16 protein-coding genes, 1 other RNA gene and 1 riboswitch are annotated in these 18,193 nt (G+C 28.7%); of the genes, 1 reads left to right on the forward strand and 16 read right to left on the reverse strand.

From position 1 onward, the window contains the following. Window positions 1-53: 53 nt before the first annotated feature. Both hprK and NG901_RS08795 read right to left on the reverse strand, forming a co-directional pair. On the reverse strand, window positions 54-968 hold the full coding sequence (gene hprK / locus NG901_RS08790; RefSeq protein ID WP_252213700.1) for an HPr(Ser) kinase/phosphatase: 915 nt from the start codon (window positions 966-968) through the stop codon (window positions 54-56). Between the two features lie 15 nt (window positions 969-983). Next, window positions 984-1,172 carry a DUF896 domain-containing protein gene (locus NG901_RS08795; protein WP_252213702.1) on the reverse strand — a complete coding sequence of 63 codons (189 nt, stop codon included), beginning with the start codon at window positions 1,170-1,172 and terminating at the stop codon, window positions 984-986. 433 nt (window positions 1,173-1,605) lie between these two features. Between NG901_RS08795 and NG901_RS08800 the strand changes: the two genes are divergently transcribed. Further along, entirely contained in the window at window positions 1,606-1,821 is a 216-nt protein-coding gene (locus tag NG901_RS08800) for a hypothetical protein (RefSeq protein WP_252213704.1), read from the forward strand. A gap of 335 nt (window positions 1,822-2,156) precedes the next feature. Here NG901_RS08800 and ssrS read toward each other — a convergent pair. The 14 genes from ssrS to NG901_RS08870 all read right to left on the reverse strand — a co-directional run bounded on the left by ssrS (window position 2,157) and on the right by NG901_RS08870 (window position 18,183). Further along, window positions 2,157-2,342: non-coding RNA, 6S RNA (gene ssrS / locus NG901_RS08805), on the reverse strand. A gap of 66 nt (window positions 2,343-2,408) precedes the next feature. Further along, complete coding sequence (locus NG901_RS08810) at window positions 2,409-2,807, reverse strand: hypothetical protein (protein ID WP_252213706.1); 399 nt, start codon at window positions 2,805-2,807, stop codon at window positions 2,409-2,411. 13 nt (window positions 2,808-2,820) lie between these two features. Beyond that, complete coding sequence (locus tag NG901_RS08815) at window positions 2,821-3,072, reverse strand: DUF1292 domain-containing protein (protein ID WP_252213707.1); 252 nt, start codon at window positions 3,070-3,072, stop codon at window positions 2,821-2,823. Window positions 3,073-3,180: 108 nt separating this feature from the next. Further along, window positions 3,181-5,466 (reverse strand): RNA polymerase recycling motor HelD, encoded by a 2,286-nt coding sequence (gene helD, locus NG901_RS08820; protein ID WP_252213709.1) that lies wholly within the window; start codon window positions 5,464-5,466, stop codon window positions 3,181-3,183. Window positions 5,467-5,668: 202 nt separating this feature from the next. Next, complete coding sequence (locus tag NG901_RS08825) at window positions 5,669-6,214, reverse strand: ECF transporter S component (RefSeq protein WP_252213711.1); 546 nt, start codon at window positions 6,212-6,214, stop codon at window positions 5,669-5,671. 321 nt (window positions 6,215-6,535) lie between these two features. Continuing rightward, the gene (locus NG901_RS08830; protein WP_252213713.1) at window positions 6,536-8,932 is read right to left on the reverse strand and encodes a homocysteine S-methyltransferase family protein; all 2,397 of its coding nucleotides are present in this window, start codon (window positions 8,930-8,932) and stop codon (window positions 6,536-6,538) included. Further along, complete coding sequence (locus NG901_RS08835) at window positions 8,922-9,608, reverse strand: methionine synthase (protein WP_252213715.1); 687 nt, start codon at window positions 9,606-9,608, stop codon at window positions 8,922-8,924. Before NG901_RS08835 ends, NG901_RS08830 begins: the two co-directional genes overlap by 11 nt. Before the next feature lies 1 nt (window position 9,609). Beyond that, a complete protein-coding gene (locus NG901_RS08840) occupies window positions 9,610-10,065 on the reverse strand; it encodes an S-ribosylhomocysteine lyase (protein ID WP_012423319.1) in 456 nt (151 codons plus the stop codon). Between the two features lie 12 nt (window positions 10,066-10,077). Further along, window positions 10,078-10,965 carry a methylenetetrahydrofolate reductase [NAD(P)H] gene (gene metF / locus NG901_RS08845; RefSeq protein ID WP_252213717.1) on the reverse strand — a complete coding sequence of 296 codons (888 nt, stop codon included), beginning with the start codon at window positions 10,963-10,965 and terminating at the stop codon, window positions 10,078-10,080. Between the two features lie 112 nt (window positions 10,966-11,077). Then, a riboswitch (SAM riboswitch) is annotated at window positions 11,078-11,181 on the reverse strand. A gap of 83 nt (window positions 11,182-11,264) precedes the next feature. Further along, the gene (locus tag NG901_RS08850) at window positions 11,265-12,215 is read right to left on the reverse strand and encodes a glycosyltransferase family 4 protein (RefSeq protein WP_252213719.1); all 951 of its coding nucleotides are present in this window, start codon (window positions 12,213-12,215) and stop codon (window positions 11,265-11,267) included. A gap of 277 nt (window positions 12,216-12,492) precedes the next feature. After that, window positions 12,493-14,241, reverse strand: coding sequence for a 5'-nucleotidase C-terminal domain-containing protein (locus tag NG901_RS08855; protein WP_252213721.1), 1,749 nt, complete (start codon window positions 14,239-14,241; stop codon window positions 12,493-12,495). Between the two features lie 146 nt (window positions 14,242-14,387). Then, window positions 14,388-15,029, reverse strand: a complete 642-nt coding sequence (locus NG901_RS08860; protein ID WP_003374514.1) for a V-type ATP synthase subunit D — start codon at window positions 15,027-15,029, stop codon at window positions 14,388-14,390. A gap of 3 nt (window positions 15,030-15,032) precedes the next feature. Continuing rightward, window positions 15,033-16,412, reverse strand: a complete 1,380-nt coding sequence (locus NG901_RS08865) for a V-type ATP synthase subunit B (protein ID WP_252213723.1) — start codon at window positions 16,410-16,412, stop codon at window positions 15,033-15,035. Beyond that, window positions 16,405-18,183 carry a V-type ATP synthase subunit A gene (locus tag NG901_RS08870; RefSeq protein WP_252213724.1) on the reverse strand — a complete coding sequence of 593 codons (1,779 nt, stop codon included), beginning with the start codon at window positions 18,181-18,183 and terminating at the stop codon, window positions 16,405-16,407. Before NG901_RS08870 ends, NG901_RS08865 begins: the two co-directional genes overlap by 8 nt. Window positions 18,184-18,193 lie beyond the last annotated feature (10 nt).

Raw genomic sequence — 18,193 nt, forward strand, 5'->3', positions numbered from 1 at the left:
AATTTTACTTTAAAGAAAACTTATCATATATTTAAATAAACTTAGTTTAAATTTTAAGCTTCATCACTTACTGAACTCATTCTATTTTCTATTATATCAACAGGAGATACTTTAGACATCAATGAATATCTGTAGTTAACTGCTGCTGCCTCTATTATTACAGCAATATTTCTTCCTGGTCTAACTGGTACAGTTAATTTTTTTACAGGAATTCCTAATATGTCCATATATTGATTGTCTATTCCTAATCTATCATAATCATTGTCATCTTTCCAGTGTTCAAAATGCATTATTAGTTTTATTTCTTTTTCTTCTAATACAGAACTTAATCCATAAAGTTGAGTAACATCAATAATTCCTATTCCTCTTACTTCTAACATACCAATTGTTATCTTAGGTGAACTTCCTATCAATGTTCCATCACTTTCTCTAATATCAACAGCATCATCAGTGATTAATCTATGACCTCTTTTTATAAGTTCTAAGGCTGTTTCACTTTTTCCTATACCACTTTCTCCAGTTATTAATATTCCAATTCCTGAAACATCAACTAATACCCCATGTAATCTAGTTTCTGGAGCTAATTTATCTGCTAGATATAGTGTTATTTTACTTATAAGTTTTGTTGTTACAGACTTACTTCTTAATACCCATATATTATTCTTTCTTGCTTCTTTAATAAATTCTTCATGTGGCTCTAAACCTCTACTTATTATTAAACAAGTTATATTAAAGCTTAAATATTTTTTAACTCTTTTCTTTCTTACTTCAATTTGCATATCTTGTAAGAAGCTCCATTCAGCTTTACCTATAATTTGTATTCTTTCTGGAGCAAAGTAGTTATAAAATCCTGCTAATTGTAAGCCTGGTCTATTTACATCATTTACTTCGATTTTTATATCTTCATTTCCTTCAACTAATACTTCTAAATCAAAATCATTTATCAATCTTTTAACCGAAACCGCCACTCTCCATCATTCCTTTTATTTATTTTTCAGTTCTATACCATCTAATTGAGCTCTAAAGTTTTTCTTTACATTATCTATGTATCTTTTTCTTAATTTTTGTTGTAACTCCTTCTCTTCTTCTGTTAAACTTGCCTCTTTACTTTTCTTATATAATAAATTAATTTGTTCTATTACTTCTTCTATTTTCATATTTTCAATCTTCACTTTAAAATACATCCTTTCTCTTTCTATATCACTAATTTTACCTATTTTTAAAAATATAATCAACAAAAAAACTTACGACATTATTTTTTATTTTATTGTGTAATTTTAAACATATTTATTATACTGATCATTATAAATTGCTTTGAAAATATACATTTTTTAGTTTTTTCTGTAAATTTTTAAGATAATTTTTTTCTTGAATTTATTTCTTTTTTTGTACTTTATTTCTATTTTTGTAATATTGTGTATTTAAACCTCATTTTCTTGGTAATTAATGTCGGTAATTGTATAGCGAAATCTTTTTACAAAAGGCTACATTTTGTTTATAATTAATTTACATAAATTACTTAATTGACCTAAAATTCAATTTACTGCTTAAGAAAGTATACATGTGTTATTAGTTTAATAATAAATAATATAAGAGGTGATATAATTGAAAATTAAAGATTTGCTAAAATTAAAAAGAAAAATTATCATTAGAAAAAAATTGCTTAATTTCTTATTAGTTTGGTTTAATCCAAGAAACACTTTAATGATTGTTTTATCTAAAAATTTAGACAAGCATATTGCAAAATATCAAAAAATACTCTCTCTACAACATAAACACCAAAAATATAAATTAGATATGGTTAGATTAGCAATTGCTTAATTTAACTATAAAAATTATTATTACTCTCTTTAATAATTAACTTTTATATTAAATTAATAAGTCATTGATATTTAGTATTTAGAATATTAATTCCAATCTAGTAATCAATGACTTATTATTATTAAATTCACTCTTTATTTATAAATTAATCTATACTTTAAATTATCTATAATTGAATTTTACATTTTTTACATATGATTATTTTTTATTCTTTAGGGGTACTCACTACACCTTTAAAACATAGTATTCTAGAAATTATCCACAGATTTAAGATTTTTATAATTTACTAAAGAATAAAAAAACACCTCATAATGAGGTGTTTTAATTCATAAACAATAGCTCCCAACATGCCGTTTACTTACATATTCATACCTGCGCCTCGCAGGTGGGTTAAGTTCAACTTAATTTTGTCTTCTTCTGTAAATTAATTTAGAGAAGCCTGACAGACATAAGTATGTCACAAATCCCGAAAATGTCATGTAGGTTGAATATAATAAGCTATGCGAACATCTTAGGAAAACTACACTTTTATTATATCATAACTTCGTTTTAATTCAATAGAATTATTATACTATTATTTATTTTTTTTAATCATTATAATCATTTAAAACTTCGTCTAAATCTACTTCACTATCACATTTAGCGAATGCTGCTATAAACTTTACGTATCCCAAATTTCTAGTCTCATTTTCTACTTGCCTATACTTTCCTTCAACATCTAAATCTTCCATAGAATCTTCTATTATGCTTTCTATATTATCCATAGCAATATCTTTTAAGTAAGGCATATAAAAATCATTGTACCACTCATCACTCTCGTCATCAAAATCACATTCTTCATTGGCATAATTTTCAGCTGCATCTATTTCTTCTTTATCAAAATCATAAAAGAATTTAATTAGTGCATATTCATCAGTTTGACCTATTTCTTCAATTTCAGATAATCCGTTTTTTTCTAAATAATCTATTATCTCAGAACTTTTCATTTACTATCCTCTCCTAATATAATAATTTTTTATATTCTTTTTTTATTGCTTCAAATTCTTTATCATCTTCAACAATATTTAACTCTTCCTTACCATCCTTATCTGTATCTACTCTAAATGCAAAAATATTAGCATCTTCTGATGAATCATCAACTGGTGATAGTAATAGATATTCTATTTTATCTAAATAAATTCTAGCTATTGCTTCAAAATCAACCTTATTTCCAGTTTCATCTTTAAAAGACATTATCTCTTTTTCTTCCATTTTGTTCACCTCTTAATTTTTTTATAAAATATATAAGTTTATAACATATAACAAGCTTCCATAGTTGCTATTATTATATGCACTTTTATTTTTAATGAATATACTTTTTTAATTATTTTCCTCAATTAAATGAGTTAATGAATCAAGCTTTAAAATATATTCATAATGTAACGCTCTAGTTAACATAACATATAATAGTCTTTGATCTAATATATTATTTTGATAATTTTCCTTACTTGGATTATATATAATTGTACAGTCAAATTCTAATCCTTTAGTTAAGTAAGATGGTATTATAACATTATCCTCTAAAAAGCAAGTTTCTTTTCCTTTTATACGTTGAAATTTATATGCACTGTTATTCTTTAAAATCTTTTCTACTTTTTGTGCTTGCTTAGAGTCTTTAGTTATTATAGCTATACTAATTTTACCTAATTCTCTGATTTTTTCAATTATTTTATCTATAATTTTGTAAATATTTTTTTCACTTTCATCAAATTTAATAATTTTTGGCTCTTCTCCATGTCTTAATACAGCTTTTGCATCTTTAAGACCTAACTTTTGAGCCTTCAAAGTATGCTTTGCAAAATCAATTATTTCTACTGTGGATCTATAGCTTTGAGTTAATTGAACATAAGTTGCTTTATCTTTAAACAAGTCTTTAGTTATGTCTTCCCAACATTTCAACCCTTTATAATAATAAATTCCTTGAGCTAAGTCACCAACTAGAGTCAATGAGTTACCTTTAGAAAATGAATTTATTAAATGTATTTGAAATGGACTATAATCTTGTGCTTCATCTACAACTATATGTTTAAACTTTTCTTTTTCATCAATTCCTTCTAATAAATTTCTTATATACAAAAGAGGTGCTAAATCATCTTCATCAATAATCTTATTTTCATGATTAATTAAAAAATCCGCTTTCATAAAATCTAATAATTCATTAGAAATATCTTCTGGTCCTATAAAATCAAAAAGATCGTCAGTAAAAAATTTATAATATATATCACTAACGCCTATACCTTTCCAATTTTTAAAATACTCATTAAATTGTTTCTTATAATTTTTTAATATATGATTTTTAATTTCATCTCTCTTATCATATTCTTCTACTAATAGCCTTCTTCTTTCAACCAAATCTTCACAAGTATTTTTTATATTTTTTATTTTACTTTCCCATCTAAAATCAATTGAATACAATAAAACCTCTATTTTTTCTTTTATTTTCAAAGATAAATATCTCTTAATTTCGTCTTTTCTTTTATTTATAGCATAAGATTTTAAATCTTTTAAATATAATTTAACTATTTCTTTTTTTTCAAAAATAATATATCCATCTATAGTTATATCTTCTATCTCTCTTGTACTACTATCTACTAATGCAATATATTTATCTATCATATTTTTAAATTCAATAGAGCCTTTAAAACATGCAGATCTTATTATAAAATTTCTTTTATTATCATCATCTTCTTCCATTATGGCTCTAAGCTTATCATCCTTACTATAAATTTTTCCTTTAAGCTTAAATTTAGATTTTACAAGTTCTTCAAATGTGTTTTGTTGCACTTCTTCCGCACCTAAATTAGGCAATGTTTCGGATATATAGTCTAAAAATAATTTATTTGGTGCTAATACTAATATATCGTCTCCGTTCATACTGTCTTTATATCTGTAAATAAGATATGCTAATCTATGAAGAGCTATTGTGGTTTTTCCAGATCCTGCTGAGCCCTGAACTATTATTGGAAAATTCTTAGGCCATCTTATGATTTCATTTTGTTCCTTTTGTATAGTAGAAACAACTTCTTTTAACTTTTTCCCTCTACTCTCTTCAAGATTAATTTTTAAAAATTCATCTACTAGTTCTGTTCCTTCTTCTCCATTTATCATTAATTCATTTAATGAATCATCAAATATATCTTTAATTTTTCCCTCATCAAATAAAAACTTTCTTTTAAGTAACAGTTTTCCTTCAATTAATCCTGCTGGAGCTTTGTAGTATGCTTCTCCACCAGTTCCACTATAATATAAATCAGCTATAGGTGCTCTCCAATCTACTACAACTTCTTCACCTCTTATATTATTAGTAATTCCTTTCTTTCCAATATATATATTTTCTTCAAATCCAAATTTTTCTGCAAAATCAACTCTACCAAAATACGGTGTTTCAAGTGCTTCTTCATATCCATCTATATCTTTTTGTAATACACCATATATCTTTTCAGTCGTTTCCTTTTCTTCATTATAACTTCCCTTGGACTCTTTAGATAAATATCTAATCTTTGCATTTACTTTTTCTCTATTAATTCTTTTTTCATTTAATTCTTCTAAAATTAAACTTCTTTTTTCTTCTAATACTTCTTCTTCATATAATAATTCATTTTTCATACTTTACCTCTTATAAAAATAACTTAACATATCAATTATATCCAAATATTAATCATAATAATATAGTATATTTAGTAAATTATAAAAACATTGGCTTGTTTTAACAGAGTTTTTATATATGTATAAGTAAAGTGAAAACATAATAAGCAATAAAGAGGTATTCTAAAACTTTTTAGAATACCTCTTTATTGCTTATTATGTTTTAAATTTTTGCTTTTATATCTTTATACTCAAAAAACTCCCCAAAAACATGATATATGTCTGTCTTTCTTGCTTTTGACATAGCTTTTGCTAATGAATACGCAATTGCTCCATCTATAAAGTGATGTATAATAGTTCCTACTGCTGTAACTATTAATAATTGAAAAGGATCAAGTCCTATAAATGGGATTACAACTATCATTTCTGCTATACCGTGAACAGGTGCTGTAATCATTGTAGCTTTTTTATAATTTTTACTTTTCATAATAATTTTAGCTCCAACATATCCTACAAGTATATGTGTTGCTGCTCTAAATACTACTACCATTGGCATACCTGACATTAAAAAACCTAGTGTTGAACCAATCCCTACTACTATAGATACCGCTGGCGATATAAGCATTGCTAGCATCATTGGTACATGAGAAGCTAATGTAGCAGTAAATGGTGGCATTACTATCTTTAAGAATCCAAATTGTATAGGTATTATTATCGCTAATGCAGTTAATAATGCTGCATAAACCATTTGTTTAATTTTATTATTCATCACAAATCCCCCTTTAATGTATATACATTAGTATATCATTGTGTGTTACTTGTGTAAACTTAGTTTTTAAGATTTTTATTTAATATATTGATTTTTTTATTTAAAAGTTTACATATATAATTATTAATTTCAAAATATATAACCTTGGATTTATTTATACTTTTAAAAATTCTGAAATCTCTTTATGCATAAAAAAAACTATCCAAAACATATTTATGCATTCAGATAGTTCCTAGTCTTTTAAATCTTTATTTTTAGATTTCTTAAAGTAAATTCCTCTGCCCATGAGCTTTATACTATAATATCAACATTCATTTAAAATTATTCAAATATTTTTTTTGCTATTTCAACTGATTCTCTGGCATCCTTGGCATAATAATCAGCACCTATTTGCTTCGCATATTCATCAGTCAATACTGCGCCCCCTACAAATACCCTTCCTTTATAGCCATTATCCCTTAATCCTTTAATTGTTTCTTCCATACTTCTTAACGTTGTTGTCATTAAAGCACTAAGACCAACTAATTTAATATCATTTTTCAAAGAAACATCTACAACAGTTTCTACTGATACATCTTTACCTAAATCAATTATTTGATATCCATAATTTTCAAGAATTACTTTAACTATATTTTTTCCTATATCATGAATATCCCCTTTTACAGTTGCTAATACAATCTTACCTTTAGATATACTATTTGATTTGTTAATAACTAATCTCTTTTTTATAACTTCAAAGGCCTGTTTAACAGTTTCTGCACATTGTATTAATTGTGGTAAGAATATTTCACCTTTTTCGTATTTTAACCCAACTTCATCTAGTGCCGGTATTAGTATTTCATTAACTACACTAAGTTCATTCATTGTTTTTAAGATATGCTTTGTAGCCTCTTCTGCTTCATCCTTTAATCCTTTTATCACTATATATTTTAAATCAATATTTTCACTTTTAATTACTTCCATATTCTTTTTAGAATTATCTCTTAATTCTCTTTCAACTTTTACATTTCCATATATAGATATATATTTCTCTGATCCTTTATCTATATTAGCCAATACATTATATGAATTTATCACATCCATCATACCAGTACTATTAGGATTCATTATTGGAAGATCTAATCCATTAGCTATTGCCATTGCTAGAAATGTTTCATTTATTAATTCTCTGCATGGCAAACCAAAAGATATATTTGAAACTCCTAGTAATGTTTTTACACCTAATTCTTCTTTAACTCGTCTTAATGCTTTTAATGTTTCTTTCACTTCAGCTTGTTGTGCAGAAGCTGTTAATACTAAGCAATCAATAAATACATTATGTTTCTCTATTCCATATTCTTTAGCTTTTTTTACTATCTTCTCTGCTATCTTAAATCTCTCATCAGCAGTAGCAGGTATACATTTTTTATCTAATGTAAGCCCTACAACACTTGCTCCATATTTTTTTACCAAAGGTAATATCTTTTCTAATACCTCATCTTCCCCATTTACTGAATTGACAATTGGTTTTCCATTATAATTTCTTAATCCTACCTCAATAGCTTCTATGTTTGATGAATCTATTTGTAATGGTGCATCTATAATCCCCTGAATCTCTTTAACTACTTTCTTCATCATTTCTTTTTCATTTATTTCAGGTAATCCTACATTTATATCAAGTATCTCAGCACCAGCTTCTATTTGTTCTATTGCTTGTTTTAATATATAATCAATATCATTATTTTTAAGTGCTTCTTTAAATAACTTCTTTCCTGTTGGATTTATTCTTTCCCCAATTACCTTTATGCCTTCAATTTTAACAACATTTGATGGTGTACATACAGCTGAAAATTCGATTTTATCTCTTATTATTCTTTTATTATTGTCCGCAAGAACTCTTAATCTTTTAATAAACTCTGGAGTTGTTCCACAACATCCTCCAATTATACTTACACCTTCTTTAACAAATTCATTTACCCAATATTTAAATTCTTCTGAAGTAATGTCATATATTGCTTCACCAAAAGATAACTTAGGTAAACCAGCATTAGGTTGTGTCATTATAGGTAAATTAGTTGCTTTCTTTATTCTTTTTACTATTGGAAGTAATTCTTTAGGTCCTAAAGAGCAATTTATTCCTACAGCATCTGCTCCTATGCCCTCCAGAGTGATTGCCATACTTTCTGGTGTACATCCTGTAAAAGTCCTTCCATTTTCATCAAATGACATAGTACAAAATACAGGTAATCTAGTATTTTCTTTTGCTGCCAAAAGAGCTGCTTTTGCTTCGTAAAGATCTGTCATTGTTTCAATTAATATTAAATCTGCACCAGATTTTTCACCCTGCACTATTTGCCTTTTAAATATTTCATAAGCTCTATCAAAACTTAATGTACCCATTGGTTCTAAAAGTTCGCCTATTGGTCCTATATCTAATGCAATATATACTTTATCATTTCCTTTAGCTTCTTTTGCTAGAGAAATTGCTGCATTTATAATTTCTTCAACTGTATATCCTGTATTTTCTAATTTCAATTCATTTGCCCCAAAAGTATTTGATGTTATAACCATGGCTCCATTTTTAATATATTCTTCATGAATTTTCTTTACTTTTTCACTTTCCTCTATATTAAATATTTCAGGATTTTCTCCAAGTTTTAGTCCCTTTTTTTGAAGCATTGTTCCCATTGCCCCATCAAATACAAGTATATTATCTTTTATGAATTCTTTAAGCCCCACAATTATTCCCCTCTCTTCTAAAACTACAATTGTTATAATTCTTACAAACCTCACATCCTCTTTGTTTTTCCTCTTTTTCCTTTGGAATAACCCCAATTATTGCAGTTACTGATTTCCTAGGAAATAATAAATGATGTGATGATACTGTAAGACCTATTGCTTTATCTGCTTTTAATGTATTCACTATATCCCTTTGAATATCTAATGACAAATCTCCATATCCCGGACTATATCTAAATGTTATAGCACTGTTTTCTTTTCTTACATCTAATCTTATCTTTTCTTCTATTTCATCTAAAAACTCTTCTATTGCTACTGTTGCACAAGCATCTAAAATTAAAGCTTTTGTCAATTCTATTGTTTCATATAGCTTGATTTTTTTCTCTATTTTGCTCCCTACAGTACCTGCTATAAAAAATACTTCCTGTGCATAAAGAAGATGATTTTTAATGTCTTCTCCTTTTAATATTAAACTTGTTCCTTCTACATATATCCCATCCTTTTTAGCATGGTTTTTATACTTAGCACAAACATATTTAGGTATTATTAATTTCTTACATTCATCTATAGTTTCATCTATTAATACATCTATTGATGCTGTTAATTCTTGCTTTTTATAACCTAAATACCTAAGGACTTCATCCTTAGGTATTTTAAGTTGTTTAATATTATACATTTTATTCTCCGTATATATTAAGAGAAAAGCCTCTTTCTAATGCTTCCTTAGCATATTCTTTTGCACCAAATAAAGATAAATCTCTATAATTTCCACATTGAATATCATTAGCAGCAGGTATTTCTTTTGCTTCTAAAACTTTTTCTAATGAGTATTCTAACGCTTCTTTTATTTCTGATGCTTCTCTATCACCCCATATACTTAAATAGAAACCTGTTCTACATCCCATAGGTGATAAATCAATTATACCTTCTAATTTTGCTCTAAGTTCATGTGCTAATAAATGTTCAAGTCCATGCATTGCTGCTGTACCAAATTCTTCTTTGTTAGGTTGAAGAAATCTTATATCAAACTTTGTTACCTTATCTCCAAGCTTACCATCAAGCAAACAACATTTTCTTATGTATGGTGCTTTAACCTTTCTGTGATCTAATTCAAAACTTTCTACTTTTTCCATTATTGTATCCTCCTAAACGAATTGATTTTGATTTACTGTTAATAGAATATTTTCTATACTTTGGCTTATCCTTTTAGCTACATATGGATTATTCATAACATATAAATGTATTCCATCCACACCTGTAGAAATTAGGTCTACGATTTGTTCAACTGCATAAGCAATCCCAGCATCTCTTAAAGCTTCTGGATTATACTCATATCTTTCCATTATTCTTTTAAATTTATCTGGAAGTGATGCTCCGCTTAAAGATAAAATTCTTTCAATTTGTTTTTTATTTGTTACAGGCATAATTCCAGCTTCAATAGGTAAATTTATATTAGCAGCACGAACCTCGTCTTGAAAATTATAATATAAATTGTTATCAAAAAACAACTGAGATATAAAATAAGATGCTCCTGCCTCTTCTTTTCTCTTCATGCTCTCAATTTCTCTATACAATCCTTTATGCTCTATATGGCCTTCTGGATAACATGCTGCAGCTATATTAAATTGTCCATTATCACTTATATGCTTAATTAATTCGTTAGCATGATTTAATTCTCCTGTAATTTTACTTCCTATAGGAACATCACCTCTTAACGCAAGGATATTCTCTATATTATTCTTTTCAAATTCTCTTAAATAATATTCTATATCATTCTTAGTTGAACTAATGCAAGTTAAATGTGATACTGCTTCAATTCCATATTTATTCTTTATAAGAGAAGTTAGCTCAATAGTCTTATTGTTTTTAACACTGCCACCTGCCCCATAGGTAACACTTATATAATCTGGATTTAATCCTTTTAAATCATCTAATGTATTATAAATAGTTTGTATGGATGATGTTATTTTAGGTGGAAAAATTTCAAATGAAAAAACCACCTTTTTGTCTCTGAATAAATTTTTAATATTCATTTTTTGCCCCCTTTAAATAAAAAATTGTCAAAGCAACTGTAGAAAAGAATAAAAAAAATGCCTAAAGGGTATTCCTTTAGGCATAATAAACTTCTACACTAAAATAAAATTACCCTTATCTATCAGTCATTCACTGCAGGATTTAGCACCTTATATACATTATATATTGGTTGCCGGGTTTCATCGGGCCAGTCCCTCCACCACTCTTGATAAGAAATTATTTCTAATTATACATTACTCTATTTAATTTGTAAAGTTTTTCTTTTAAATAATCCATAATCTATATGTACTTTTCATTATTAAATTTTAATAAGTAAAAGTATAATAGAAATTAAACTAAAAACAGAACTTATTATCATTATGTAATTTACAACTTGCTTTGGTGTGAATCCTTTTTCTTCAAGTCTAAAATGTATTTGACTTCTATCTGCTTGATAAACAGGTTTTCCTTCTGAAAATCTTTTAAAAATAACAAATAAATTATCAAATATTGGTACAGCTAAAGCCAAAATAGGTATAAATAAACTCAGCACAGTAGCTTGTTTAAATGCACCGTCTAATGCTATAACACTTAATATGAATCCTAAAAAATTAGCACCTGAATCTCCCATAAACACTTTTGCTGGGTACCTATTATAACATAAAAATCCAAATATAGATCCTATTAATATTATTGATGTTTCTGCTGATACTTGTTGTCTTAATATTATTGCTGCAACCAAAAAAGTTATTGCTGAAATAAGTGAAATCCCACCTGCTAATCCATCCATACCATCAGACCAATTAATTACAGTTGTGACTCCAAATATCCAAGTTATTGTTAGTAAAAATTGTATGGTTTTACTTAACTCTATAAATTCTCCAGTAAATGGATTAGTAAATCCCATAAATGCTATTCCTGCCTTAAAAACAAGTACAGCTGATAACAATTGAATAATCAATCTTGGAAGTATAGCAAATTCTTTAAATCTTGTTTTATAATAATCATCTATAAGTCCTATTAATAATATTGCTGTTGCTGCTATAAATACAACTATTTGTTGTTTTATATCATCTTTTACAAATAAGAAAAAAGAAATAAAAAAACATATGTATAATACTATTCCACCACATAATGGGGTTTCTTTTTTATGTTGTTTTCTTTTTGTTGGTTTATCTGTAAATTTTAATTTAATTGATAGTTTCATTACTATTGGCATAATTAATAGCGATAACAATAATGTAACTATCATAGCTAATATATATTGCATTTTATTATCTACTCCTTAGCTAAATAAAAATACTATTAGTTAAAGTTATCCACGTTTGATTATACTATTAAAGCCATATCTTATCAATTACAAAATTATTAAGGTTTTCTAATTATAGAAAAAAGCGTATTAAAATTAATTTAATTCTTTATGACTCATTTCTTAAGCTTCAACTAAATTTGCATTTGACTTCTCTAGAAACTCTCAATAATATAATTTTTCAAAAAAAGCAGAAACATTTTTATCATGTTTCTGCTTTATTTATAACTAAAATAAATTATGCTGGAATTTTAATTTGATCTCCTACATATATTAAATCTGGATTTTGTAAATTATTATATTGTGCTAATGTTTGCCATGTAGTATTATTTCTTCTAGCTATTTTAGAAAGATTATCACCTGCAATTACAGTATATACAGTTTCTGTTTTAGTAGATACTTGTGATTCTTGAACTGTTGGTGCTGCTTGAACTGAAACTACGTTATTTTGATTTGTTACTACTTGTTTACCATTTTCTTTAACTTGTATTCTACCTAAAGTAATATCACTCTTCATACCATTGTCATTTAAATATTTTGCAAAAATATCATCATATGTTGCAAATTCTCCTACAACAGTAGTTTTAAGCATTGTATATCCATCTCCACCTTGAGATAAGAAATCATTTATTGCTACAGTATATTCTTTATTTAAATCAATTGGATTTTCGCCAACTTTTACATCAAAAACTCTATTTCCTTTTTCCTTTGTTGGATCAAATGAGAATGTCATTCCACTTACTTGTAAAAATCCACCTTGTTCTGTTGGATATGCCCCCACTGATACTTCAAGAGCCTTAACTATATCACTACCTGATAATTTTACAGTTTGTGCTACACTACCAAATGGAAATAATTCTGCAAGTTTTCCTTTAGTTATATCTCCTGGTTCTATTGAAGTTCTTAAAGATCCTCCATTTACAAATGCAATATCAGCTTTAGTTATATCTCTAGTTGCATCTGCTGTTATATTTCCAAGGTTTGTTTCTTTAGTTCTCACATTTCCTCTAACACCATCTAGTAGTACATCATTGCTTGCAACAACTTCTGAAAATACTTTGTCATTTTCAGCTTGTATATCTTTTAATAAATCTGTTACTTTTTCATCTTCTTTTAATTCTTTATAATCTTTTGAATTTAATAATTTTGCTTTTTTGTCTGTAACTTTTTTATCTTTAACTTCTAATTCTACTACACCAAGATTTTGATCATATTCACCTGTTTGTGCTATTAATGTATTATTAACTACTAAGCCATCATTTAAAGTTGTATGGCTATGTCCATCTATTATTACATCAATCCCTTTAACTTTTTCAGCAATTTGCTTAGATGTTACAACTGAACTATCATCTAACCCTACATGAGTTAAAGCTACAATAACATCTGTCTTATCTTTTAATTCTTTAACCATTTCTTCTGATACCTTTATAGGATCTTCAAAAGTTATATCCTTTACATTAGCAGGATTTGTTTTATATGCTGTTTCCGGGGTTGATATTCCAAAAACACCAATTTTAACATTTCCCTTTTCTACGATCTCATATGGTGGTAGCATATTTTTTCCATTCTTTTTTACATTAGCATCTAGCATCTTAAAATTTTTAGCTAATTTACTTAATTCCATTAACCTTTCATTTCCATAGTTAAAATCATGATTACCTGGAACCATAAAATCATAACCAGCTGCATCTAATATTTTAACAGCATTTTCACCTTTACTAACATTAACTATTGGTTTTCCATGTAAAGTGTCTCCAGCATCTACTAATAATGTATTTGGATTTTCCTTTTTAGTTTCATTTGCTATAGTTGCAATCTTTGCAAATCCAAACCCACCGTCTGCTGACAATACTCTGCTATGAGTATCATTTGTATGAATTATTGTTATTTTGGTACTATCATCTTTGCTAGCTGCCCACACAGCAGTAGTATTTAAACTAAAAATTAATGTAAGCGATAACATAGCACTTAAAATCTTCTTTTTCATATTTAATCCCCCCTGATTAATTATAAGTTATACACTTAATTATGGTATATATTTGAATTTTTTTCAAGTACTTCTTATATTTTAGTAATTTTATTTTATATATTAAGATAGAAAAAAAAAAGGAACGCTTAAGCGTTCCTTTTATATTAACCTCTTTGTTCAATCATGCTCTTAACTTTCATTAATCTAGTTGTAGCCGATCTTTCATTTTCATCAAGTCTCATTCTAATATACTTTATAGTCTCTTGAAGTTGAGGAATAGTCATATATTCAAGAGCATTAACTCTTCTTCTAGTACTTTCAATTTCGTTAGCCATTAACTGACATGACTTTTCTACTTCTGCAAGTTCTAGTAATTGCGGAAGAATTTCATAAAGTTTAGAAAGAGTATCATCAAGTTCTGATGATGTATTGGCAAATCCGTATGGATATATACTTCCTTCATCACCTTCAAGTTGTCTCTTAAAGTTCATAACAGGAACAGATACGCTCATTACGTTCTTTTCGCCAACTTCAACAGAAATATGTTCCTTAGGATATACAATAGCTTCTTCTAGGAATTCAGAGCTCATAACGGCTCTAGCCATAACGAAATCCTTAAGGGAACCTTGCAGATTATCTTCCACTTCTTTTCTTAGCTTATTATTATATTTAACAAGGTTAATGAATTGTCTCATTAATTCATCTTGTTTATCTTTTAAAAGCTTATGACTTCTTGTTGAGGTAGTTAATCTTTTTTTAAGTTTAGAGAGTTCCATTCTAGTAGGATTAACATTTAGCTTTGCCATAGACTACTCTTCCTCTCTTGGCATATATTTTTCAAGGTATTCGTCTCTAATTCTCTTAAGCTCAGTTCTAGGAAGCATCTTTAATAACTTCCATCCTAAGTTTAGAGTTTCTTCAATTGTTCTATTTGTATTAAAGCCTTGAGATACATACTCGTCTTCAAAAGCTTCTGCAAATTTAGCAAGTTTCTTATCAGTATCTGATAAAGCAGATTCTCCTAAGATTGCTGATAATTCTTTTGCTTGCTTACCTTGTGAATATGCCGCAAATAATTGGTTCATAGTATCTGCATGGTCTTCTCTAGTCTTGCCTTTACCAATACCCTTATCTTTAAGTCTTGAAAGTGATGGTAAAACATCTATTGGAGGCATTATACCCTTCTTATATAATTCTCTTGAAAGGATAATTTGACCTTCAGTAATATATCCAGTTAAATCTGGAATTGGATGAGTTTTATCATCTTCAGGCATTGTAAGTATTGGAATTTGAGTGATTGAACCCTCTTTACCTCTAAGTCTTCCTGCTCTTTCATATAATGTAGAAAGGTCAGTATAAAGATAACCTGGATATCCTCTTCTACCTGGAACTTCTTTTCTAGCTGCTGAAATTTCTCTTAATGCTTCTGCATAGTTTGTAATATCAGTCATTATAACTAGAACTTGCATTCCTTTTTCATAAGCTAAGTATTCAGCACAAGTAAGAGCCATTCTTGGTGTAGCTATTCTTTCGATAGCTGGGTCAGATGCTAAGTTCATAAATAGAACTGATCTATCGATGGCACCTGTTGATTTAAATTCATCTACGAAGAATTGAGCTTCTTCGAAAGTGATACCTATAGCTGCAAATACAATCGCAAACTTAGAATCTGAATTTAAAACTTTCGCTTGTCTTGCAATTTGTGCTGCAAGTTCTGCATGTGGAAGTCCTGCTGCTGAGAAAACAGGTAACTTTTGTCCTCTAACTAGAGTGTTAAGTCCATCAATTGCAGAAACTCCTGTTTGAATAAATTCTGATGGGAAGTCTCTAGCCATAGGGTTAATAGCTTCACCATTTATATCTACTCTTTTTTCGGGTATTATGTCTGGACCATTATCATTAGGTCTACCCATACCATCAAATACTCTTCCTAACATGTCTTCAGATACACCAAGTTCAAGTGGTCTACCTAAGAATTTAGCTTTAGTACCTTTTAAATTTATTCCTGAAGATCCTTCGAATATTTGAACCATTGCTTTTGATCCATTAACTTCTAGAACCTTACCTCTTCTTTTTTCACCAGTATGAAGTTCAATTTCAACTAGTTCATCATACTTAACGCCTTCAACACCTTCAACAACCATCAAAGGGCCAACAACTTCAGTAACTGTTCTATATTCTTTAAGCATTTGCTACCCCTCCTTTGCTTATTAGGTTATCAATTGCAGTTTTTAAGTCTACAGCGATTTGATCAATTTTATCTAAATCATCTTCGTGTATGTACTTACTTCTAGCAATTCTATCTTTTAAGTCTTCCATAGCTAAGATATCATTTAAGTATACTCCAGCTTCTAAAGCTCTTTCTGCTTCTTTTCTATATCCTAATATAAGACTTAGCATCTTATATTGTTTCTTTAATGATGTATAAGTATCAATTTCATGGAAACCATTTTGTTGTAAATAGTCTTCTCTGATTGATTTAGCAACATCTAATTTTAATCTATCTTTTTCAGATAATGCATCAATACCAACAAGTCTTACGATTTCTTGTAATTGAGCTTCATCTTGAAGTATAGTCATAGCTTCTAATCTTAATGCTCCCCAATTTTCAGCAACATTACCATTCATCCACTTGTCTATTGTATCAGCATATAATGAATATGATGTTAACCAGTTAATAGTTGGGAAATGTCTTTGATATGCAAGTTGTGCATCTAGACCCCAGAACACTTTAACTATTCTAAGTGTTGATTGTGATACTGGTTCTGAAATATCTCCTCCTGGAGGTGATACTGCACCGATTGCTGTTATAGAACCAATTCTTCCATCATTACCTAAACATTCAACTTTACCAGCTCTTTCATAGTAGTCAGCAAGTCTTGATCCAAGGTAAGCTGGATATCCTTCATCACCAGGCATTTCTTCAAGTCTACCAGACATTTCTCTTAATGCCTCAGCCCATCTTGAAGTTGAGTCAGCCATTATTGATACTGCGTATCCCATATCTCTGAAATATTCAGCTATTGTAATACCTGTATATATTGAAGCTTCTCTAGCCGCAACTGGCATGTTTGAAGTATTCGCTATAAGAACTGTTCTCTTCATTAAACTTTCGCCAGTCTTAGGGTCAATAAGTTCTGGGAACTCATTAACAACGTCTGTCATTTCGTTACCACGTTCTCCGCATCCAACGTAAACAACGATTTCTGCATCTCCCCATTTAGCAATTTGATGTTGTGTTACTGTCTTACCAGCTCCGAATGGTCCTGGAATAGCAGCAGCTCCACCTTTAGCAACAGGGAAAAATGTATCTATAACTCTTTGTCCTGTAAGCATTGGCTCAACTGGGTTAATCTTTGCTGAATATGGTCTTCCTTTTCTTACTGGCCATTTTTGCATTAATTGAACTTCTCTATCGCCTTTTTCAGTTTCAACTATAGCAATTGTTTCAGTAACTGTGAAGCTACCAGCTTTAATTTCTTTTATTTTACCTTCAACTCCAATTGGAACCATTATTCTTTGTTCAACAACTGGTGTTTCTTGTACTGTACCTATTACAGTTCCAGATTTAACTTCATCTCCAACTTTTGCTGTTGGTTTAAAATCCCACTTCTTTTCTCTATTTAATGAAGGAACTGATACTCCTCTAGTTAAGAAGCTTGACTTAGCAGCCTCCATAAATGCATCTAGCGGTCTTTGTATTCCATCAAACATTGATTCAATAAGTCCTGGTCCAAGTTCAACACTTAAAGGTTCTCCAGTTGTAACAACTGGATCCCCAGGTCCTATTCCTGAAGTTTCTTCATATACTTGGATTGATGCCTTATCGCCTCTCATTTCGATGATTTCTCCGATAAGACCCTTTTCTCCAACCTTACAAACGTCATATATATTAGCTTCATCCATACCTTCAGCAACTACTAAAGGTCCTGAAACTTTAATTATCTTTCCGGTCTTCACCTTACCAACC

This window comes from Clostridium sp. CMCC3677 (genome assembly GCF_023845585.1).
Lineage (GTDB): Bacteria > Bacillota > Clostridia > Clostridiales > Clostridiaceae > Clostridium > Clostridium aquiflavi.